Raw genomic sequence first — 19,867 nt, 5'->3', positions numbered from 1 at the left:
ACTTCACACGGCCGGACAGAGCACCGCACCCCGCTCATCACGACATCCCGGCGCTACGCAGTCGCGGCGTGCGACTCGAGGAACTCGAGCAGCTCACGGTCGTCCACCCCCGGGAATCGGCCCGACGGCAGCGGTGCGAAGATGTGCGCGTGCACCTTCGCGCTCGACCAGGCGCGTCCGCTCCAGTGCTCGGCGAGGGCGGCCGGCGGCTTCTTGCAGCAGTTCGCATCGGGACAGCGTGAGGTCTCGCGCAGCGTCGTCTCGCGCCCGCGGAACCACTTCGCGTGGGCGAAGGGCACGCCGACCGTGATCGAGAACTCGTCGTGGGTGCCCGTTCCGGTCTGGCTCGACTCGAAGAAGGTGCCCTCCGGGGTGTCGGTGTACTGGTAGAACTCGGTCGTCCGGTTCGTGCGGGCGAAGGCCGTGCGGGCGGCCCAGTAGCGGCACACCGGCTGCCCCTCGGTCGAGCCCGTGACGTCGAGCGGCAGCCGCAGCCCGTCGTTCTCGTACGCCTTGTAGACGGCGCCGTCGTCGCCGACCCGCAGGAAGTGCACGGGGATGTCGAGGTGCACGGTCGCCAGGTTGAGGAACCGCAGCGCCGCTGACTCGTGGGTGACCCCGAAGGCGTCGCGGAAGTCCTCGACGGCGATGTTGCGGTCGTTCTTCGCCTGCTGCAGGAAGGCGACCGACTGGCTGAGCGGCATGAGGCAGGCGGCCGCGTAGTAGTTGATCTCGAGCCGCTGCTTGAGGAAGTCGGCGTAGCTGGTCGGCGCGCGGTGTCCGAGCACGCGGTGCGCCATGGCCTGCAGCGCCATCGCGCGCAGGCCGTGACCGCCCGGGATGGATGCCGGGGGCAGGTAGATCCGTCCGTTCGCCAGGTCGGTCACCGAGCGGGCCGAGTGCGGCAGGTCGTTGACGTGCACGAGCTGCAGCCCGAGGTTGTCGGCCATGAGACTGACGGTGCGGTGCGTGAGCGCGCCGGTGTTGTGGCCGGCGGCGGCGAGCTGCGCCTCGGCGAGGGCGTCGAGCTCGGGGAAGAAGTGGTCGCGTTCGCGCATCATCTGCCGCAGCTCGGTGTTGGCGCGGCGCGCCTCCTCCGGCGTGGCGATCGCCTCGGTGGCTCGCCGGGCGAGCTCACGATGCAGTCCGACGATCGCCTCGAGCGTCTCGTCGCTCATCGTCTTGGCGGCGCGCACGACGGGCAGGCCGAGCTCGGCGTAGGCGGGTGAGCTCTGTGCACGGTCGAGTTCGATCTCGAGTTCGGCCCGACGACTCGGCGGACGCTCGTCGAGCAGGTCGGCAAGCGGGACGCCGAGTCGCTGCGCGATCGCGGTCAGCAGCGAGAGCCGCGGCTCGCGCTTGCCGTTCTCCATCAGCGAGAGCTGACTGCCGGCGATGCCGACATCGGCGCCGAGCGCGTCGAGCGTGAGGCCGGCGGCGGAGCGGAAGTGGCGCATCCGCTGGCCGAGGGTCGCGAGATCCTGCATGCCCGAAGAATAGCGAAGGAATCCAGATTCTTTAGCCGATATTCGCGCATCGACTGCCGCATCCGGCGCGCAGGATCGACTCAAGCGGGAAATCTTCCCCGCCGACGACCACAGCGCCGAGAGGATGTGACCCGCGTGACTCTGCTCGAATCGACCGAGACCATCGCCACCACTCCGGAGGCCGAGGCCGACGCCGACGCGGTGCACGACGACACCGTGCACGACGCCAGCTGGGCGCTCGCGCCGGACGGCACGAACCCCGAGATCGTCGCCTGGGTCGAGCAGCTCGCCCATCTCTTCACGCCCGACACGGTCGTCTGGTGCGACGGCTCGCAGCGCGAGCGCGACGAGCTGAACCGCAAGATGGTCGCCCAGGGCACGCTCGTGCAGCTCAACCCCGAGCTGCGCCCCTACAGCTTCCTCGCGCGCAGTCACCCCGCCGACGTCGCCCGCGTCGAGTCGCGCACCTTCATCTGCAGCGAGCACGAGGCGGATGCCGGCCCCAGCAACAACTGGATCGCGCCGGACGAGATGCGCGCCACCCTCGGCGGCCTCGCCGACGGCGCGATGCGCGGACGCACGATGTACGTCCTCCCCTTCTCGATGGGTCCGCTCGACAGCCCGCTCTCGCGGTTCGGCGTGCAGGTCACCGACTCCCCCTACGTCGCCGTCAGCACCGGCATCATGACCCGCCTCGGCGCCGAGGCCCTGCAGCGCATCACGCCGGGCACCGACTGGGTGCGCGCCGTGCACACGGTCGGCGCCCCGCTCGCGCCGGGCGAGGTGGATGTCGCATGGCCGAGCAACGAGACCAAGTACATCTCGCACTTCCCCGAGTCGCGCGAGATCTGGTCGTACGGCTCCGCCTACGGCGGCAACGCCCTGCTCGCGAAGAAGGCCTTCGCCCTGCGCATCGCGAGCGCGATGGCCCGCGACGAGGGCTGGCTGGCCGAGCACATGCTGCTGCTCAAGGTCACCAACCCGCGCGGTCGCGTCTTCCACGTCGCCGCCGCGTTCCCGAGCGCCTGCGGCAAGACGAACCTCGCGATGCTGCGCCCCTCGATCCCCGGCTGGGAGGTCGAGACGGTCGGCGACGACATCGCCTGGCTCGCCCCCGACGCCTGGGGTCGCCTCAAGGCGATCAACCCCGAGGCCGGCTTCTTCGGCGTCGCGCCGGGCACCGGCGCGTCGACCAACCAGACCGCGGTCGACACCCTCTGGGGAAACACGGTCTTCACGAACGTCGCGCTCACCGATGAGGGCGACGTCTGGTGGGAGGGGCTGACGGACACGCCGCCGTCGCACCTCACGGACTGGCAGGGAGAGTCGTGGACGCCGTCCGCCGACCGCCCCGCCGCGCATCCGAACTCCCGTTTCACGGTGGCGGCCGCCCAGTGCCCGACGATGTCGGACGACTGGGAGGACCCCGCCGGCGTCACCATCGACGCGATCATCTTCGGCGGCCGCCGTGCAACCAACGTGCCCTTGGTGGTAGAGGCGCGCGACTGGGATCACGGTGTCTACCTGGGCGCCACGATCTCTTCGGAGCGCACGGCGGCCGCCGAGGGCACCATCGGGGAACTGCGTCGCGATCCGTTCGCGATGGCCCCGTTCTGCGGCTATAACATGGCCGACCACTGGCAGCACTGGCTGAACGTGGGCGACCAGCTGCGCCGCAGCGGCCGGGTGCCGCGCATCTTCCAGGTCAACTGGTTCCGCAAGGACGACGACGGCTCGTTCCTCTGGCCGGGCTTCTCGGAGAACAGCCGTGTTCTCGCGTGGATCCTCGACCGGGTGAATGGCGCCGCTCCCGCGGTCGCCGGACCGCTCGGCTGGACGCCCACGGCCGATTCGCTGCCGCTCGACGGCCTCGAGCTGCCCGACGGCGCGATCGACAAGCTGTTCGCGGTCGACGCGACCGCGTGGACGGCGGAGCTCGACGACACGGAGCGCTTCTTCGCCGGCTTCGGCGACCGCGTGCCGGCGAAGCTGAAGCGTCAGCTGGCGATCGCCCGCGAGCACATCGCGGTCGTCGCCGAGCGCGAGCAGCACGACGCGTCCGGCGCCGCGCCGGCCGCCGCCTGAGGCACGGCGGCCCGACCGATTCCTGCGCGTCCCAACGTTTCCCGCACCTCCGTCGTCTGAGAGGGTGAGGAGCCTGATCCGGCTTCTGCCCGACGACGGAGGTGCGGCGCGTGGCGCGTGACTGGGAGGCGGTGGTCGCCGAGCTCGTGCGCGTGCGCGGCGAGGCGCTGATCCGCTACGCCACGCTCGTCAGCGGCCGACGCGACGAGGCGGCGGATCTCGTGCAGGACGCGCTGGTCAAGACCTTCGGACGGCTGCGTAACGGCTACACGGTCGACAACGCCGAGCCCTACGTGCGCCGCGCGATCATGACCCTGTGGCTCGACCGGGCCCGTCGCGCGACCCGCTGGCGGGCGATCGCGCCGCTCGAGTACCGCCCCGATGAGACTCCCGCCCCGAGCGGCGGGGTGGATGCGCGCCTCGATCTGCACCGCGAGCTCGAACGGCTGTCGCCACGCGAACGCGCCTGTCTGGTGCTGCGCTACTACGACGACCTCAAGGTCGACGACATTGCGGCGACGCTGCGTATCAGCCCAGGCACCGTGAAGCGGTACCTCAGCGACGGGCTGGCGAAGATGGCGATCGCGCTCGCCGACGACGGGACGGTCGAGGATCGGCTCGGCACGGCCGCGCCCGCGGCATCGCCGCGCGAGGGACGGCGCGCTGCGCGCCGGGAGGAGGACCGCCGTGGACGAGTCTGAACTGCGGTCGCGCCTGCAGGACGGCGACGACGATCCGACCTCGCGCATCGACGTGACGGCGGTGCTGCGTCGGGCGCGCCGCCGCCGGGCACCGCGCCTCGCCCTCGTCGGGGGTGCGGCAGGTCTGCTCGTGATCGGGCTGGCGGTGCCGGCGGTCGGCGCCGTCGTGTTCGCGGGCGGGAGCGCCGGCTCATCGAGCGCCGGGTCGGCCGACTCCGCCGCGTCGGGCGCCCCCGAGGATCAGGGACTGACGCCCGAGCGCGGAAGCGGATCCCCGCGTCCGCTCGACCACGGCGACGACGGCACGACGGCGTCGGGCGGCGTCGAGCTGCTGCGCTGCGGCGCCGCGACGCCGCCCGCTTCGGGCACCGGTCTCCGTCTCGAGCTCGGGCTCGATCGCGCGGCGGACGCCGACGGGAGCCGCACCGGCGTGGCGACCCTGACCAACACCGGATCGGTGGCGGTGCGCGGCACGACACCGGCCGTCGCCGCGGCGGGGCTGGCCCGCGACGGGCGGTTCGTCGCAGTGCACACGGGCCCCGACATCCAGTCGGTCATCGAGGTCGATCTGCAGCCCGGTCAGTCGGTCGAGGTGCCGGTCTCGATCGAGACCGTCGACTGCGCGGGCGCGGAGCTCGCGGAGGGTGACTACCGTGCGCTCGCCGCGGTGCGGATCGTGCTCGACGACGGCTCGGTCCGGGCGGTCGTCGCCGCGCCGGTCGACCTGCGCCTCGGGTAGGCCGGCGGCGGGCGCGATCCGGACGGGAATACAGTGACCGCATGGCCGTGAGCTTCATCGTCGTGCCCGAGTGGCAGGGATCCGGTTCCGCGCGGGCGATGCGCCTCGTCGACGGGGCGCTCGCGATCCGCGAGGACCTGCCGCCCGGATCGACCACGACCCTCGACGTGCCGCTCGAGGCCGGCGATCGCGAGGGCACCGGCATCCACCGCTTCAGCTCGCTGCGGCTGGTGCGCGAGCGCTTCGCCGAGGCGGTCGCGCCGCTGACCGATCCGGTCGTGCTGGTCGGCGGCGACTGCGCCGCGGAGTACGCCGCTGTCGCCCACGCGGTGCGACGGGCGGGCGACGCCGCCGCCCCGGCGATCGTCTGGTTCGACGCGCACCCCGACGCCAACGACGTCGGTGCGTCGCCGAGCGGCGACTTCAACGGCATGGTGCTGCGCGCGCTCGCCGACGACGGCGTGATCGACCCGGCGCGCGTCGTGCTCGCGGGCACCCGGAGCGTCGACCCCGCCGAGGACGAGTGGATCGCCGAGCAGCACGTTCCGCTGGTGCGCGCCGACCGACTCGCCGATCCGACCGCGCTCGTCGCCGCGATCGCCGCCACCGGCGCGACGAGCGTGTACCTGCACGTCGACGTGGACGTGCTCGACCCGGCGGAGCTGCGCGGCATCGGCGACCCCGAGCCCTTCGGCGTGAGCTCGGACGCGCTGCTCGCCGCCATCCGCGCGGTCCGCGCGCGCTTCACGCTGGCCGGGGCCGGGCTCACGCAGTACTCCCCCGCCGACGCCGACGCGATCACCGACGACGCCGGCACCCTGCTGCGCATCATCGGCGCGCTGGCCCGCGGCGGCGCCGACGCGCCCGCCGTCTGAGTTCGACAGCCGCTCCCGCTCGAAGGCTTCGCAACTCGACAGCTTCCTGAGCGCGCCCCGATCCCCCGGTGACAGCACCCCGACTGCCCGTAGCGTGAGCGCATGCAGACCCGTGAGACCGATGTCATCGTGATCGGAGCCGGCGCTGTCGGCGAGAACGTCGCCGACCGCACCGTGCAGGGCGGCCTGGAGACCGTCATCGTCGAGGCCGAGCTCGTCGGCGGCGAATGCTCGTACTGGGCGTGCATGCCCTCGAAGGCCCTGCTGCGCAGTGCGGCCGTGCTGCGCGAGGCGCGGGCCGTCGACGGCGCGAAGCAGGCCGTGACCGGCGAGCTCGACGTCGCCGGAGTGCTGCGCCGCCGGGATGCGATGACGCACGACTGGAGCGACTCCTCGCAGGTCGAGTGGCTGAACGGCGCCGGAATCGATCTGGTGCGCGGCCATGCCCGCATCACGGGCGAACGGGAGATCGTCGTCACCGCCGAGGATGGCGCCGAGACCCGCATCACCGCGCGGCACGCGATCGTCGCGGCGACCGGCTCAGCCGCGCTGCTGCCGGATGTGCCCGGCCTGCTCGACCTGAAGCCCTGGACCAGCCGGGAGGCGACGAGCGCGCACGAGATCCCCGCCCGACTCGCCGTGATCGGCGGCGGCGTCGTGGGCGTCGAGATGGCGACCGCCTACGCCGGCTTCGGCAGCGAGGTGACCGTGATCGCCCGCAGCGGCCTGCTCGGCGGGCTCGAGCCCTTCGCCGGCGAGGCCGTGGCGGAGGGCCTGCGCGAGCTCGGCGTCACCGTGAAGACCGGCGCCGACCTGGTGGCGGCCCGACGCGAGGGCGAGGATGCGGTGCTCGAGCTGAGCGACGGAACGACCGTGCGCGCCGACACCGTGCTCGTCGCGACCGGCCGCGTGCCGCACACCGGCGACCTGGGCCTCGAGACGATCGGACTCGAGCCGGGCGCCTGGCTCGACGTCGACGACACGCTCCGCGTGCGCGGCGTCGACTGGCTCTACGGCGTCGGCGACGTCAACCACCGCGCGCTGCTGACGCATCAGGGCAAGTACCAGGCGCGCGCCGCCGGTGACGTCATCGCCGCGCGCGCGAAGGGCACGGCCGTCGACGACGCCCCGTGGGGTGCGCACGTCGCGACCGCCGATCACAGCGCCGTGCCCCAGGTCGTCTTCTCGCATCCCGAGGTCGCCTCTGTCGGCCTGACCGAGAAGCAGGCGACCGACGCCGGGCTCGAGGTGCGCGTGCTCGACTACGACCTCTCCTGGGTCGCCGGCGCCTCCACCGTGTCCGACGACTACCGCGGGCAGGCGCGGGCGATCGTGGATGCGCAGCGCGAGGTCATCGTCGGCGCGACCTTCGTCGGCCCGGCCGTCGGCGAGCTGCTGCAGGCGGCCACGATCGCGATCGTCGGCGAGGTGCCGATCTCACGGCTATGGCACTCGGTGCCGCCGTACCCGACGGTCAGCGAGGTGTGGCTGCGATGGCTCGAGACCTTCGGGCGCCCGACCCCCTGACGCCGGCCGAGCTCCGCCTCTCTCGGCTCTGCTCCACGGCCGCGCGCGTGCGCTGGCTGCGCGCCCTGCTGCTCTGGCGTCCGGTCGCGCTCGCCGGCTACGGCGTCGCGACCGCCGCCGGCTGGATCTGGGGAGCGGCGCTGCTGCTCTCCCCCGCCCCGCGCTCCGAGGGCGGCGTGGTCGTGTGCGCGGGGCTTCCCAGCTGGGCGTTCGGCCGCGGCGGCACGACCATCGGCGCGATCTACCTCACCCGCGATAACGTCGCCGAGCGGGTGCTGCGACACGAGGCCGTGCACCGGGCGCAGTGGCGTCGCTACGGCCTCGCGTTCATCCCGCTCTACTTCGCCGCCGGGCACGACGCCCGCGGCAACCGCTTCGAGATCGAGGCGGGTCTGGCCGACGGAGGGTACGCCGACACATGAGCAAGACCATCGTGATCACGGGCGCCAGCTCGGGCATCGGACGTGCCGCGGCGCTGGCCCTCGCCGCCGAGGGACACGAGATCGTCGTGGTGGGCCGCGATCCGCAGCGCACGCGCGAGGTCGCCGAGCGCATCGACGCGCCGCACCACCTCGCCGACTTCGACTCGATCGCGGATGTGCGCCGCCTCGCCCGCGACCTCGCCGAGCAGCACGAGCGCATCGACGTGCTCGCCAACAACGCGGGCGGACTCGTCGACCGTCGCGAGCAGACCGCCGACGGCGTCGACCTCACCTGGCAGCGCAACGTGCTCGCGCCGTTCGTGCTCACGACCGAGCTCCTGCCGAAGCTGGTCGAGAACGGAACGCGCGTGCTGTTCACCGGCAGCGTCGCGCAGGCCTTCGGCCGAGTGAATGCGATCAACCCCTCCCGCGCCGGACGCCCCTGGGTGGGCGGCTGGTCGGCCTACGGCGCCGCGAAGCGCGCCGACATCATGCTGGCGAAGGAACTCGCGGCGCGCACCGGCCTCGAGAGCTACTCCTTCCATCCGGGCTTCATCGCGAGTCGATTCGCCGGCCTCGACGTGAGCCCGCTCGCCCCGGTCGTCGCGCAGGTCGCCGGCAGCCCCGAGGAGGGCGCCTCTCCCCTGATCTTCCTGGCCACCGCCGAGCTTCCCGGCATCCCTAACGGCACCTACTTCGACCGGATGAAGCCCTTCGGCCGGCTGTCGGCGCAGGCGCAGGACCCGGCCGAGGGCGCGAAGCTCTGGGAGTCGCTCGAGCGGCTGGCGTCGCGCATCCCCTGACGCCGCTAGCGTTGTCGCACGTGAGCCTCGTTCCCGACAGTCCCGCTCCGCGCTCCGTGATGTCCCGCGACGGTCTCGCCATCGCGACCTACGACTTCGGCGAGGCGGCCGGGTTGGATGACACCGCGCCCGCGGTGCTCGCGGTGCACGGCTTCGCGTCGAGCGCTCGGGCGAACTGGCTCGCGACGGGATGGGTGCGCGAGCTCACGCGCGCCGGATTCCGGGTGATCGCCCTCGACCAGCGCGGCCACGGCGCGAGCGCCCGCCCGCACGAGAGCGCGAGCTACTCGATGCAGGCGCTCGTCGGCGACGTCGTCGACGTGCTCGACACGTACATGATCGACGACGGCGTCTACGTCGGCTACTCGCTGGGCGCCCGCGTCGGCTGGCACGCGGCGCTCGAGATCCCCGAGCGCCTCACCCGCCTCGTGCTGGGTGGCATCCCCGACGGCGACCCGCTCACGCGCTTCCGGGTGGATGAGGCGCGGGCCTTCGTCGAGCACGGCACCCCGGTCGAGGATCGGCTCACCCAGGGCTACATCACGATGGCGAGCGGCGTCGCCGGCAACGATCTCGCGGCGCTCGTGGCGCTCGTGGGCGGCATGCGGGGCGGGCTGCAGCCGGATCCGGCCGATCCGCCGCGTCAGCCGGTGCTGTTCGCGACCGGCAGCGACGACGGGATCCTGGCGAAGTCGAAGGCGCTCGCCGCCGCGACGCCGCTCGGCGAGTTCGTGGAGATCCCCCGGCGCAACCACTTCAACGCCCCGGTGGCGCGCGAGTTCCGCGAGGCGGGCGTGGAGTTCCTCACGCGAGACTGACGTCGGCGACGAGCCCCTGAGACCCGGTCGATGTCGTCCCGGGGGTGTGCCGAGAGCGACAGGCCGGCTCAGGCCGAGGTGATGGCGTGCGCGGCCGCATCGCCCGCGATCCACGCATAGACGCGGTGCTCGCGCTCGAGCTCCAGCGGAAGCATCTCGGCGAGCCAGGCGTCCACGGCCGTGCGCAGCGACTGTCCGCGGTCGCGCACGAGCCAGCTGACGCACACCCGGCCGGGAGTCTCGAGATACCCGATCTGATCCGCGTTCTCGACCTCGATGAAGATCCGTCCGCGGGCGCGGACGGGGAGGGTCGCGACGAGGGTCTCGATCACCGGCAGCTCGGCCGCGTCGGCGGCGAGCAGGATCGTGTCGCCCGCGTCGGGCTGCCAGCTGACGGAAGCAGCGAGGACGTCGGAGAGGAGCATGATGCAGCAAGTATAGGCTTACCTAACCTCATGCGCATCCTGGTGCCGGCTGGGAGATCGCCCGACGAAGATCCCGGTCCGCAGCGCGGACTCTCACCACTGCGGCGGGTGCCGACGCTCCCAGTGCAGTCGTCGCTCCAGCTGGGCGCCGATTGCGAGCAGCACGTCCTCGCGGCCGGGCCGCCCGATCAGCTGCGCGCCCATCGGCAGCCCCTCCGCCGTCTGGTGCACCGGCAGGGTGATCGCGGGCAGGCCGACGACGTTCACGAAGCTCGTCCACGGCGTGTAGGCGCACTGCTGGGCGAAGTTGCGCTCCGGATCGTCGTGGTCGTACCAGCCGATGGGGCGCGGCGTCATCGCGAGCGTCGGCGTGATGATCGCGTCGTAGCCGGCGAACGCGCGGATCGTGCGGCGCTCGAAGTCGCGCAGCCAGGAGATCGCCCTGCCGAGGTCGACCGCGGTCAGCTTGCGCCCCTCGTCGATCAGCCAGCGCGTCAGCGGCTCGAGCAGCTCGAGGCGCTCGCCCTCGACGGGGATGCCGGCGGCACCCGACTGCCAGACGGTCCGGAACGCCTCGGCATAGCCGGGCTCGGCGCCGGGGTCGGGCAGATCCTCGATACCGTGACCCAGCGCATCCAGCTCCCGCAGCGCCGCGGCGAGGGCGTCATCGCTCTCGGGATGCGGGGCGATCTCGTACTCGTCCGACCACGGCGACCAGCGGGTCACGCCGAGCTGGAAGCGACCCTCGCCGCGCACGGCGGCGTTGAGGAAGGCGCCGCCGTCCCAGCTCGGGGCGCGGGTGGCGTGGTCGTAGGGGCCGGCGTCCACGAAAGCGTCGAGCAGCAGGGCCGCATCGGCGACGCTGCGGGCGAGCGGGCCGGGCACGACGAGCCCGCCGAGTCCGTCGAGCCCGGTTCCGGCGGGCACGCGTCCGCGTGAGGGCTTGAGCCCCACGAGCCCGGTGGCGGCCGCCGGGATGCGCACGCTGCCGCCGCCGTCGGTGCCGGGGGCGACGGGCAGCAGTCCGGCCGACACCGCGACGGCCGCTCCCCCGCTGGAGCCGCCGGCGCCGCGCGAGGTGTCCCACGGCGTGCGGGCAGGCGGGGCGACGAGCGACTCGGTGTAGCTCGGCATGCCGAACTCGGGCGCGTTGGTCTTGCCGAGACTGATGCCGCCGGTCGCGTCCAGGGCGTCGGCGAGCTCGTCGCTCGTCTCGGGCACGTAGCCGGCGAAGGCGCGCGATCCGTATCCGGTCGGCACGCCGGCCCGGGCGGTGAGGTCCTTGTCGGCCAGCGGGACGCCCCAGAGCGCGGCGGCACGACCCGGGGATGCGGCCAGCGCCTCCGCCTGCGCGCGGGCCCGCTCCGGCGTGAGGGTCACGAAGGCGCCGAGGTCGCCATCCAGCCGCTCGATGCGGGCGAGGTAGTGGTCGACGAGCTCGCGGGGCGAGATCTCGCCGCGGCGCAGCCAGTCGAGCTGGTCGACGGCGCTGAGGTGATGCAGCTCGAACACGCTCCGAGCCTAGGTCGGCGGGCGCGGTGTGCGCAGATCGTCGGACGCGGAGGGTTGACGGATCGCCGCCAACCTGATTGGTTAGTTACATGACTAACGAACCAACCAGCCGCATCGCGCGACGCTGCACGGTTCCCGGACGGAACGAGAGCCACCGTGGATGACTCGCGGCCGATCTTCCTGCAGATCGCGGAGCAGATCGAGAACGACATCATCGCGGGCGAGCTCGCCGAGGAGACGCAGGTCCCCTCCACGAACGAGTTCGCCGCCTTCCACCGCATCAACCCCGCCACCGCCGGCAAGGGCGTCAACCTCCTCGTCGACGCCGGCGTGCTCTACAAGAAGAGAGGAATCGGGATGTTCGTCGCCGAGGGCGCCCGCGCCCGGCTGATCGACGACCGCCGCACCGCCTTCGCGGAGCAGTTCGTCGCCCCCCTGCTCGCCGAGGCCGCCAAGCTCGACATCACCCCCGAGCAGCTCAGCGCCATGATCACCGAGAGGAGCACGCGATGACCGCCGTCGTGCGCACCCGCGGGCTGACCCGCGAGTACAAGGAGCTCACCGCCGTCGACGACGTGACGATCGAGCTCGAAGAGAACCGCATCCACGGCCTGCTCGGGCGCAACGGCGCCGGCAAGACGACGCTCATGTCGCTGCTCACGGGTCAGGAGTTCGCCACCCGCGGCGAGATCCAGGTGTTCGGACAGGACCCGGTCGAGAACGCCGCCGTGCTGTCGCAGGTCTCGTTCATCCGCGAGAGCCAGCGCTACCCCGAGGACTTCCAGGTGCGTCATGTGCTCGGCACGGCGCCGCGGTTCCTGCCGCACTGGGACCAGGCCTTCGCCGACCGCCTGGTCGCCGACTTCCGGCTGCCGCTCAAGCGCCGCATCAAGAAGCTCTCGCGCGGCCAGCTCAGCGCGGTCGGCGTCGTCATCGGCCTCGCCGGGCGCGCGCCGCTGACCTTCTTCGACGAGCCCTACCTGGGCCTGGATGCGGTCGCACGCCAGCTGTTCTACGACCGGCTGCTCGAGGACTACAGCGAGAACCCGCGCACGATCGTGCTCTCCACGCACCTGATCGACGAGGTCGCCCAGCTGCTCGAGCACGTCATCGTGATCGACGAGGGACGCATCGTCGTCGACGAGGAGGCCGACGCGCTGCGCGGCTCCGCCACGACGGTCGTCGGCCGCCGCGCCGACGTCGACGCCTTCGTGGGCGCCCGCGAGGTGCTCGGCCGCGAGGGGATCGGCGGCCTCGCCTCGGTCACCGTCGCCGGCCTCTCCCCCGACGAACGCCGCGCCGCCACGGCCGCGGGCCTCGAGCTCGCGCCCGTCTCGCTGCAGCAGCTCGTCGTGCGGCTCACCGGCACCACCGACACGGAATTCGAGAAGAGCGCATGACCGCCGACACCCTCCACCTGCCCGCGACCCCGCTGCCCGCCGCGCCGTCGCTCGGCCGCCGGCTCGGCAACGTCGTGCGGCTGCACCTGGCCAACCCGGCCACGATCGTCGTCATCCCGCTGTCGGTGCTCGCCGTCGTCTTCGTCGTCATGATGGCGATCGCCGGCATGATCCTGATCAACGCCGGCGACTCCACGACGGTCGAGAAGGTGTCGACCGGCTTCCAGTACAGCGGGGCCGGGTTCTACATCTTCGTCTACATGTTGGTCGTCGCGATCCAGGCGATGAACGCGACCTTCACCTACGCGCTCGGCCTCGGCGTCACCCGTCGCGACTACTACCTCGGCTCGGCCCTGACCTTCGTGCTGCTGTCACTCGCCTTCACCGTGTTCTTCGCGGTCATGGGCGCGATCGAGGATGCGACGAACGGCTGGGGCCTCGGGGTGCGCATGTTCACCTCGGTCTACTACGGCGACGCGGTGGCGACGCGCTTCGTGGTCGTGCTCTGCGCCTTCCTGTTCTTCTTCTTCGCCGGAACCGTGTTCGCCGCGGTGTTCGTGCGCTGGAAGGCGATGGGGCTGACCCTGCTGTTCCTGGTGCTCGCCCTGCTCGGCGTCGGCGCGGCGTTCCTGGTCACGATCACGCGCAGCTGGGATGCCTTCTGGGGCTGGGTCAACACGACCGGCTACGTCGGCATCGCGCTGTGGAGCCTGCTGCTCACGGCGGTCATGGGCGTCGCCGGCTGGGCGCTGCTGCGCCGGGCGACACCGCGGGGCTGACGCCGCGCACCCGCACGACGAGGCCCGCATCCGCTGATCGGATGCGGGCCTCGTCGTCTACTTGAGCGACTTCTGCAGCAGCACGGTCCCGAGCCAGCGGCCGAACTTGAAGCCGACCTTGCCCATGTGACCGGTCTGCTTGAAGCCCTGCTTCTCGTGCATCGCGATCGACGCCTCGGCTCCCCGGTCTGCGATCACGGCGATGATCTCCTTGATCCCAGCCGCCTTCGACTCGGCGATCAGCGCGGCGAGCAGGGCCTTGCCGAGTCCCTTGCCGGTGGAGGCCGGCCGCAGGTAGATCGAGTTCTCGACCGTGAAGCGGTAGGCGGCCTTCGGCTTCCACGGGAAGACGTAGGCGTAGCCGATCAGCTGGCCGGACGGCGTGACGGCGGCGATCCAGGGGTAGCCGAGCTTGCGCACCGCAGAGAGCTTCGACCGCATCTCCTTGAGGGTCAGCGGGTCCTCGTCGAAGGTGACCGTCGTGTTGGCGACGTAGTGGTTGTAGATCTCGAGCATGTCGGGCACGTCACCCGGCTCGGCCGCGCGCAGCTCGTAGGAGAACTCCGGCTCGGCCGCGGGCTCGGGCCGCAGGTGGCGCGGCAGCTGTCGGCGCGGGTTGTACTCCTCTTCGAGCACGGCTCCTCCGATTCCGCTCCGCCCCACGCGGTGCACGCTCCCACCCTGACACGGCGCGGTCTCGCGTGGGTCTCACGCGTGTTTCGTCGTCGTGTCGGGGCGCGCGCGATCAGTCGGGGATGCGCCAGTCGACCGGCGCCGCGCCGAGCGACTCGAGCGCCGCGTTCGCCCGGCTGAAGGGCTTCGAGCCGAAGAACCCGTTCGAGGCCGAGAGCGGGCTGGGATGCGGCGAGGCGATGATCGGGATGTCGCCGAGCAGCGGCCGCAGAGTTCCCGCGTCGCGTCCCCAGAGGATCGCGACCAGCGGGCCGCCGCGCTCGACGAGCGACTGGATGGCGCGCTCGGTGACGGCCTCCCAGCCCTTGCCGCGGTGCGAGGCGGCCGAGCCGGCGCGCACGGTGAGCACCCGGTTGAGCAGCAGCACGCCCTGGTCGGCCCAGGCGGTCAGGTCGCCGTGCTCGGGGGTCGCGACCCCGAGGTCGTCGCGCAGCTCGCGGTAGATGTTGCCGAGGCTGCGCGGCACCGGTCGCACGTGCCGGTCGACCGCGAAGGAGAGCCCGATGGGATGCCCGGGCGTCGGATACGGGTCCTGCCCGACGATCAGAACCCGCACGTCGGCGAGCGGGCGCGTGAACGCCCGCAACACGGCGTCGCCGGCCGGCAGGTAGCGATGCCCCGCCGCGGTCTCGGCCCGCAGGAAATCGCCGAGCTCGCGCACGCGGGGCTCCACCGGCGCGAGCGCCGCGGCCCAGTCCGGGGCGACGAGCTCGGCCAGCGGCTTCGGGGCGGGCGTCGCGTCGGCGCTCACTCGCCTCCCCCGAGCGTCGCCACCGCCACGCCGTCATCCGTCTCGACGATCTGCCAGACGTTGCCCGAGCCGGCGACGGCGAGCGACTCGTCGCCCACGATCAGCACCGTTCCCTCGTCGATCGCGACCCCGCCGGGAACGAGGCCGGCCTGCGTCGCGGCGACGAGACGCGAGAGCGTGCCCCACTGCGCCGCGTGCACGTCGATCGCGAGATCGACGAGGCCGAGCCCGGAGACGACCGTGACCTCCTCGAGGTCTTCGGCCGTGTCGGCGGGGCAGACGGCGATGCCGTCGATCTGCCAGCCGCCGATCAGCGCGTGCTCGGCGGCGATCATCGCGCCGGCCGAGAAGCCGAGGTAGGGCAGGCCGTCGGCGACGAGCAGGCGCACCTCGTCGTAGAGCGGTTCGAGAGCGTGGTGGTAGGCCGGCGTGAGCCCTCCGCCGACGAAGAGCGCGTCGATGTCGCTGAGCACCGAGCTCGCGATCTGCTCGCCCTCGGCGACGACCGTCACGACCGGGTCGCACGGCGCGACCGCCTCGAGGGCGGTCCGATAACTGCGCCGCAGCTCGCCCTCGTCGGCGTCCTCCTCGGCGATCACCACGACGCCGATGCGCGGCACCATGCGCGAGCTGCCGGCCGCGCGCACCGAGGCCTCGGCGATGAAGCGGCCGTAGACCTCCGGGTCGCCGGCGTCGCGCCAGCCTCCGCCCACGAGATGGATGCTCACACCGGCCCCTTTCCGCGCCGCCGCCGTGCGCGATCGACACAGCCAGGCTATCGGCGCGGCCCGCGACGTCGACACGAGGATCGCTCTAGCATCCGTGCATGACGACGCCACGCAGCACCGGCCTCCCGACCGCGACTCCGCGTCGGCGTCCCGGCTCGATCACGCTCTCGCTCGTCGGCTTCCTGTTCCTCGTCGAGCTGGCCAGCGGCATACTGCAGGGCTACTACGTGCCCCTGATCAGCGACATCGTGACGCACCTCGGCATCCACGACGCCGACTTCAACTGGTTCGAAGCGGGTCAGCTTCTGCTCTCGGCGGCGACCGTGCCGCTGCTGGCGAAGCTCGGCGACATGCTCGGCCACAAGCGGATGCTGCTGATCTCGATCGCGGTCACGGCGCTGGCCTCGTGGGCGCTCGTTCTCGCACAGGACTTCACGACCTTCCTCATCGCCTGGTCGCTGCAGGGCGTCGCCGCCGTCTGGCTGCCGCTCGAGGTCGCGCTGATCTTCGACCGCGGGCGCCGCACGGGAACCGCCGCGGCCGCCACCCGCCGCTCGGCCGGCCTTCTCGTCGTCGCCCTCGAGGTGGGCGCGATCGCGGGCGCCCTCGGCGGCGGTCGCCTGTTCGCCGCACTCGGCGAGCAGGTGCCGCCGACGCTCGGCGCCCCGGCGATCGTGGTCTCGCTCGTCTTCTTCGCGGTGCTGTTCGGCGTGCCCGAGTCGGAGCCGCTGGCCGGCCGACGCCTCGACGGCGGCGGCTTCGCGCTGCTCGCCCTGAGCCTCGTGCTCGTCACGAGCGGGCTCACCTTCCTTCGCCTGAACGGCCCGGGAGCCTGGTGGGTCTGGGCGTGCATCGCCGCCGGCGTGCTGCTGCTCGTGCCGTGGGGGCGGCTCGAGCTCAAGCACCCGGACCCCGCGATCGATCTGCGCACGCTCGGGCGGCGGTCGATGTGGCCCATCCAGCTCACCGCCGGCCTGTTCGGCATCAGCGTGCTCGGCGCGCAGGTGCCGCTATCGACCTACGCGGGCACCGATCCGGCCAACGGCTACGGGCTGGGGCTGGATGCCGGCGACCGCTCGATCGTGATCGGCATCTACCTCGTGGCGCTCATCGTCGGCGCGAGCGTGTTCGCGGCGCTGTCGCGCGTCATCCGTCCGCGCACGATGCTGCTCATCGCCGCGCTGCTCGTCGCGCTCGGCTACCTGCTCTTCGTGCCGTTCCATCTCACCCTCGCCGAGGTGCTCACCAATATGGTCATCGCCGGACTCGGCAGCGGCGCCCTCGTCGCCGCGCTCCCGTCGGCCGCGGCCGCCGCGGCGCCGCGCGGGCAGACGGGCGTCGCGACCGGCCTCACGAACACGACCAAGACGATCGGCGGCAGCTTCGCCTCGAGCGTCTTCGGCGTCGTGCTCGTGACCGGCGCCGGTATGAGCGCCGCTTCGCTCGGCGGCTACCTGACCGTGTGGATCGTCTGCGGTGCGGGCGCGCTCGCCGCCTTCGGCGCGCTGCTGCTCGTGCCGCGCTCGGCGTTCTCCGACAGCGAGCCCGGGTCGGATCCCGACGGCGACGCCGCTGCCGAACCCATCGTCGCTCCGCCCGAGCCGCACGCCCCCGCTGTCTGATTCCCCCGACGATCGCAGCGGATCTTGTCGCGACGTGCGACGGCGGCGAGGATCGAGACAGCAGCCCACGACAGGTGTTCGAAGGAGAGCGCATGTTCCGCAGCCAGTTCCCCGACGAGACGATCCCCGAGGTCAGCCTCTTCGACTACCTCTTCGCGGAGATCGACGAAGCCGACCTCGACCGCGTCGCGCTGGTCGACGGCCCGAGCGGCGCCGAGACGACCTACCGTCAGCTGATCGGCCAGGTGCTCGCCCTGTCGGGAGCGCTCGCCGCCGAGCGGATCGGCGTCGGCGACGTGGTCGCGCTGCACAGCCCGAACGTGCCCGCCTTCGCCACGGTGTTCCACGGCATCCTCCGCTCGGGCGCCACGGCGACGACGATCAACGCGCTCTTCACCGCCGAGGAGATCGTCAAGCAGCTGCGCGACTCCGGTGCGCGGATGCTGTTCACCGTGTCGCCGCTGCTGCCGGCCGCGCTCGACGCCGCCCGCGAGGTCGGCATCCCCGACGCGCGCATCATCGTGCTCGACGGCGCGGAGGGCTTCCGCTCGCTGCGCGATCTGCTGACGCTCGGCGCCCCGCCGCCCGAGGTGCGCTTCGACCCGGCGACGCACGTCGCGGTCATGCCCTACTCCTCGGGCACCACCGGGCGGCCGAAGGGCGTCATGCTCAGCCATCGCAACCTCGTCGCCAATGTGCAGCAGTGCGCGCCGGTGCTCGACATGGCGCCCGACGACCGCATCCTCGCTGTGCTCCCGTTCTTCCACATCTACGGGATGACGGTGCTGCTCGACCTCGCTCTGCAGCGTCGCTCGACGCTCGTCACGATGCCGCGCTTCGACCTCGTGCAGTTCCTCGAGCTGATCCAGAACCAGCGGCTCACCTTCCTCTTCATCGCCCCGCCGATCGGCGTCGCGCTCGCGAAGCATCCGCTCGTCGACCAGTACGACCTCGGCAGCCTGCGCGGGCTCATGTCGGGGGCGGCGCCCTTCGACACGGCGCTCGGCGAAGCCGTGCAGGCGCGGACGGGCGCCCGCGTGCAGCAGGGCTACGGCATGAGCGAGTCGAGCCCGGTCACCCACGTGATCCCGCCGAGCCGCCCCGATCTGCCGATCGGCTCGATCGGCTTCCCGATCGCGAACATCGAATGCCGCCTGATCGACGTCGAGAGCGGCGAGGAGATCACCGCTCTCGACGTCGACAGCGGGCGCAGCCGCTCGGGCGAGCTCTGGGTGCGCGGCCCGAACATCATGCTCGGCTACCTCGGCGACGCGGAGTCGACCGCGCAGACGGTGGACGCCGACGGCTTCCTGCACACGGGCGACATCGCGCAGATCGGCGCCGAGGGCGAGTACTACATCGTCGACCGGCTCAAGGAGCTCATCAAGTACAAGGGCTACCAGGTGCCGCCCGCCGAGCTGGAGGCGCTGCTGCTGACGCATCCGCTCATCAGCGACGCCGCCGTGATCGGCGTGCCCGACGACGAGAACGGCGAGGTGCCGAAGGCCTTCGTGGTGCGGGTCGCCGACGCCGAGCTCGAGGAGCAGGCCGTGATCGACTTCGTCGCCGAGCACGTCGCGCCCTACAAGAAGGTGCGCCAGGTCGAGTTCATCGACGCGGTGCCGAAGTCGACCGCCGGCAAGATCCTGCGCAAGGACCTGCGCGTGCGGTGAGCGCGGTTCGAGCCGTGGCTCAGTCCTTCGGCGCGAGCGGCCCGCGCGCCAGCTTGTAGGGCGCGCCCTGAGCGACGGGCTTGATCGTCACGAGATCGAGGTTCACGTGCCCGGGCAGCTCGATCGCGTGCACGATCGTCTCGGCGATGTCATCGGCCGTGAGCGGGTTCTCGACGCCCTGGTAGACGGCGTCGGCGCGCTCCTGGTCGCCGCCGAAGCGCACGAGCGAGAAGTCGGTCTTGACCATGCCGGGCGCGACCTCGATCACGCGGATGGGCTCGCCCACGAGCTCGAGCCGCAGCGCGCCCATGAGCGCGTGCGCCGCGAACTTCGCCGCGTTGTACCCGCCGCCGCCCTCGTAGGCGACCTGCGCCGCGATCGAGGTGATGGTGAGGATGTCGGCGTTGCCGTGCTCGGCCGCACCGCGACGCAGAGCGGGCAGCAGAGCCCCGATGAGCTGCTTGACGGCGATCACGTTGATCTCGAACATCGCTCGCCAGTCGGCCACGTCGCCGTGCTCGACCGTGTCGAGGCCGAAGGCTCCCCCGGCGTTGTTGACGAGCGCGTCGAGGGGCCCGAGAGCCGAGATCTCCGCCGCGGCCCGGGCGAGGGCCGCGTCGTCGGAGAGATCGACGACGATCGGCACGAGACCGATCTCCGCCTGCAGCCCGGCCAGCCGCTCGGCGCGCCGGGCGACGCCGACGACCTCCCAGCCGTTCGCGGCGAACCGCCGCGCGGTCGCCTCCCCGATCCCCGAGCTCGCTCCGGTCACGACCACACGCTTCGTCATGGCTCCACGCTAGCGGCGTGCGCGGAGGCGCCGCCGC

The 19,867-nt window shown here is 72.2% G+C and carries 20 protein-coding genes; 13 read left to right on the top strand and 7 right to left on the bottom strand.

Translation table 11 applies throughout. The annotated features are described in order from the left end of the window. Positions 1–53 precede the first annotated feature (53 nt). On the bottom strand, positions 54–1,487 hold the full coding sequence (locus tag FJ657_RS08970) for a helix-turn-helix domain-containing protein (protein ID WP_141163317.1): 1,434 nt from the start codon (positions 1,485–1,487) through the stop codon (positions 54–56). A gap of 216 nt (positions 1,488–1,703) precedes the next feature. Between FJ657_RS08970 and FJ657_RS08965 the strand changes: the two genes are divergently transcribed. The 8 genes from FJ657_RS08965 (at position 1,704) to FJ657_RS08930 (ending at position 9,457) form a co-directional block, all read left to right on the top strand. Continuing rightward, positions 1,704–3,572, top strand: a complete 1,869-nt coding sequence (locus FJ657_RS08965) for a phosphoenolpyruvate carboxykinase (GTP) (protein WP_141163959.1) — start codon at positions 1,704–1,706, stop codon at positions 3,570–3,572. 110 nt (positions 3,573–3,682) lie between these two features. Continuing rightward, positions 3,683–4,273, top strand: coding sequence for a sigma-70 family RNA polymerase sigma factor (locus tag FJ657_RS08960; RefSeq protein ID WP_255447234.1), 591 nt, complete (start codon positions 3,683–3,685; stop codon positions 4,271–4,273). Then, the gene (locus tag FJ657_RS08955; RefSeq protein ID WP_141163315.1) at positions 4,260–5,012 is read left to right on the top strand and encodes a hypothetical protein; all 753 of its coding nucleotides are present in this window, start codon (positions 4,260–4,262) and stop codon (positions 5,010–5,012) included. Before FJ657_RS08960 ends, FJ657_RS08955 begins: the two co-directional genes overlap by 14 nt. Positions 5,013–5,053: 41 nt before the next feature. Further along, positions 5,054–5,887: an arginase family protein gene (locus tag FJ657_RS08950; RefSeq protein WP_141163314.1), complete on the top strand. Its 834-nt coding sequence runs from the start codon at positions 5,054–5,056 to the stop codon at positions 5,885–5,887. 102 nt (positions 5,888–5,989) lie between these two features. Beyond that, positions 5,990–7,414, top strand: coding sequence for a dihydrolipoyl dehydrogenase family protein (locus FJ657_RS08945; protein ID WP_141163313.1), 1,425 nt, complete (start codon positions 5,990–5,992; stop codon positions 7,412–7,414). Further along, a complete protein-coding gene (locus tag FJ657_RS08940; protein ID WP_255447233.1) occupies positions 7,381–7,836 on the top strand; it encodes a hypothetical protein in 456 nt (151 codons plus the stop codon). Before FJ657_RS08945 ends, FJ657_RS08940 begins: the two co-directional genes overlap by 34 nt. Then, positions 7,833–8,639, top strand: coding sequence for an SDR family NAD(P)-dependent oxidoreductase (locus FJ657_RS08935; protein WP_141163312.1), 807 nt, complete (start codon positions 7,833–7,835; stop codon positions 8,637–8,639). The genes FJ657_RS08940 and FJ657_RS08935 overlap by 4 nt, the downstream gene beginning before the upstream one ends. Positions 8,640–8,698: 59 nt before the next feature. Further along, positions 8,699–9,457 carry an alpha/beta fold hydrolase gene (locus FJ657_RS08930; protein ID WP_141163957.1) on the top strand — a complete coding sequence of 253 codons (759 nt, stop codon included), beginning with the start codon at positions 8,699–8,701 and terminating at the stop codon, positions 9,455–9,457. A 68-nt stretch (positions 9,458–9,525) separates the two neighbouring features. Here FJ657_RS08930 and FJ657_RS08925 read toward each other — a convergent pair whose 3' ends face one another. Next, positions 9,526–9,882 (bottom strand): SIP domain-containing protein, encoded by a 357-nt coding sequence (locus tag FJ657_RS08925; RefSeq protein ID WP_141163311.1) that lies wholly within the window; start codon positions 9,880–9,882, stop codon positions 9,526–9,528. A 93-nt stretch (positions 9,883–9,975) separates the two neighbouring features. Then, complete coding sequence (locus tag FJ657_RS08920; RefSeq protein ID WP_141163310.1) at positions 9,976–11,394, bottom strand: amidase; 1,419 nt, start codon at positions 11,392–11,394, stop codon at positions 9,976–9,978. Positions 11,395–11,550: 156 nt separating this feature from the next. On the opposite strand from FJ657_RS08920, the gene FJ657_RS08915 reads away from it, so the two are divergent. The 3 genes from FJ657_RS08915 to FJ657_RS08905 are packed head-to-tail and all read left to right on the top strand — an operon-like array spanning position 11,551 to position 13,573. After that, a complete protein-coding gene (locus FJ657_RS08915; protein WP_141163309.1) occupies positions 11,551–11,907 on the top strand; it encodes a GntR family transcriptional regulator in 357 nt (118 codons plus the stop codon). Further along, positions 11,904–12,794: an ABC transporter ATP-binding protein gene (locus FJ657_RS08910; RefSeq protein WP_141163308.1), complete on the top strand. Its 891-nt coding sequence runs from the start codon at positions 11,904–11,906 to the stop codon at positions 12,792–12,794. The genes FJ657_RS08915 and FJ657_RS08910 overlap by 4 nt, the downstream gene beginning before the upstream one ends. After that, positions 12,791–13,573, top strand: coding sequence for an ABC transporter permease (locus FJ657_RS08905; protein ID WP_141163307.1), 783 nt, complete (start codon positions 12,791–12,793; stop codon positions 13,571–13,573). The genes FJ657_RS08910 and FJ657_RS08905 overlap by 4 nt, the downstream gene beginning before the upstream one ends. A gap of 57 nt (positions 13,574–13,630) precedes the next feature. Here the strand turns inward: FJ657_RS08905 and FJ657_RS08900 are convergent, their stop codons facing one another. The 3 genes from FJ657_RS08900 to FJ657_RS08890 all read right to left on the bottom strand — a co-directional run bounded on the left by FJ657_RS08900 (position 13,631) and on the right by FJ657_RS08890 (position 15,745). Then, positions 13,631–14,209: a GNAT family N-acetyltransferase gene (locus FJ657_RS08900; protein WP_141163956.1), complete on the bottom strand. Its 579-nt coding sequence runs from the start codon at positions 14,207–14,209 to the stop codon at positions 13,631–13,633. Positions 14,210–14,318: 109 nt separating this feature from the next. Then, positions 14,319–15,017 (bottom strand): uracil-DNA glycosylase, encoded by a 699-nt coding sequence (locus FJ657_RS08895; protein WP_141163306.1) that lies wholly within the window; start codon positions 15,015–15,017, stop codon positions 14,319–14,321. Continuing rightward, positions 15,014–15,745 carry a Type 1 glutamine amidotransferase-like domain-containing protein gene (locus FJ657_RS08890; RefSeq protein ID WP_255447232.1) on the bottom strand — a complete coding sequence of 244 codons (732 nt, stop codon included), beginning with the start codon at positions 15,743–15,745 and terminating at the stop codon, positions 15,014–15,016. Before FJ657_RS08890 ends, FJ657_RS08895 begins: the two co-directional genes overlap by 4 nt. 98 nt (positions 15,746–15,843) lie before the next feature. Between FJ657_RS08890 and FJ657_RS08885 the strand changes: the two genes are divergently transcribed. Both FJ657_RS08885 and FJ657_RS08880 read left to right on the top strand, forming a co-directional pair. Then, positions 15,844–17,367 carry an MFS transporter gene (locus tag FJ657_RS08885; protein ID WP_141163305.1) on the top strand — a complete coding sequence of 508 codons (1,524 nt, stop codon included), beginning with the start codon at positions 15,844–15,846 and terminating at the stop codon, positions 17,365–17,367. Between the two features lie 92 nt (positions 17,368–17,459). Further along, the gene (locus tag FJ657_RS08880) at positions 17,460–19,040 is read left to right on the top strand and encodes an AMP-binding protein (RefSeq protein ID WP_141163304.1); all 1,581 of its coding nucleotides are present in this window, start codon (positions 17,460–17,462) and stop codon (positions 19,038–19,040) included. A gap of 19 nt (positions 19,041–19,059) precedes the next feature. On the opposite strand, the gene FJ657_RS08875 is transcribed toward FJ657_RS08880, so the two are convergent. Beyond that, positions 19,060–19,830 carry an SDR family NAD(P)-dependent oxidoreductase gene (locus FJ657_RS08875; protein WP_181408925.1) on the bottom strand — a complete coding sequence of 257 codons (771 nt, stop codon included), beginning with the start codon at positions 19,828–19,830 and terminating at the stop codon, positions 19,060–19,062. Positions 19,831–19,867 lie beyond the last annotated feature (37 nt).

Source organism: Schumannella soli (assembly GCF_006517435.1).
Lineage (GTDB): Bacteria > Actinomycetota > Actinomycetes > Actinomycetales > Microbacteriaceae > Schumannella > Schumannella soli.
The sequence above is the reverse complement of the archived record's forward strand: the minus strand, read 5'-3'. Positions and strand labels throughout refer to the sequence as shown.

What these genes read in the sequence shown, in the direction of transcription:
- FJ657_RS08905 (WP_141163307.1), top strand. Translation starts at nt 12,791, where the DNA reads ATGACCGCCGACACCCTCCACCTGCCCGCGACCCCGCTGCCCGCCGCG.
- FJ657_RS08885 (WP_141163305.1), top strand. Translation starts at nt 15,844, where the DNA reads ATGACGACGCCACGCAGCACCGGCCTCCCGACCGCGACTCCGCGTCGG.
- FJ657_RS08880 (WP_141163304.1), top strand. Translation starts at nt 17,460, where the DNA reads ATGTTCCGCAGCCAGTTCCCCGACGAGACGATCCCCGAGGTCAGCCTC.
- FJ657_RS08875 (WP_181408925.1), bottom strand. Translation starts at nt 19,830, where the DNA reads ATGACGAAGCGTGTGGTCGTGACCGGAGCGAGCTCGGGGATCGGGGAG.
- FJ657_RS08930 (WP_141163957.1), top strand. Translation starts at nt 8,699, where the DNA reads ATGTCCCGCGACGGTCTCGCCATCGCGACCTACGACTTCGGCGAGGCG.
- FJ657_RS08910 (WP_141163308.1), top strand. Translation starts at nt 11,904, where the DNA reads ATGACCGCCGTCGTGCGCACCCGCGGGCTGACCCGCGAGTACAAGGAG.
- FJ657_RS08970 (WP_141163317.1), bottom strand. Translation starts at nt 1,487, where the DNA reads ATGCAGGATCTCGCGACCCTCGGCCAGCGGATGCGCCACTTCCGCTCC.
- FJ657_RS08945 (WP_141163313.1), top strand. Translation starts at nt 5,990, where the DNA reads ATGCAGACCCGTGAGACCGATGTCATCGTGATCGGAGCCGGCGCTGTC.
- FJ657_RS08950 (WP_141163314.1), top strand. Translation starts at nt 5,054, where the DNA reads ATGGCCGTGAGCTTCATCGTCGTGCCCGAGTGGCAGGGATCCGGTTCC.
- FJ657_RS08935 (WP_141163312.1), top strand. Translation starts at nt 7,833, where the DNA reads ATGAGCAAGACCATCGTGATCACGGGCGCCAGCTCGGGCATCGGACGT.
- FJ657_RS08940 (WP_255447233.1), top strand. Translation starts at nt 7,381, where the DNA reads ATGGCTCGAGACCTTCGGGCGCCCGACCCCCTGACGCCGGCCGAGCTC.
- FJ657_RS08925 (WP_141163311.1), bottom strand. Translation starts at nt 9,882, where the DNA reads ATGCTCCTCTCCGACGTCCTCGCTGCTTCCGTCAGCTGGCAGCCCGAC.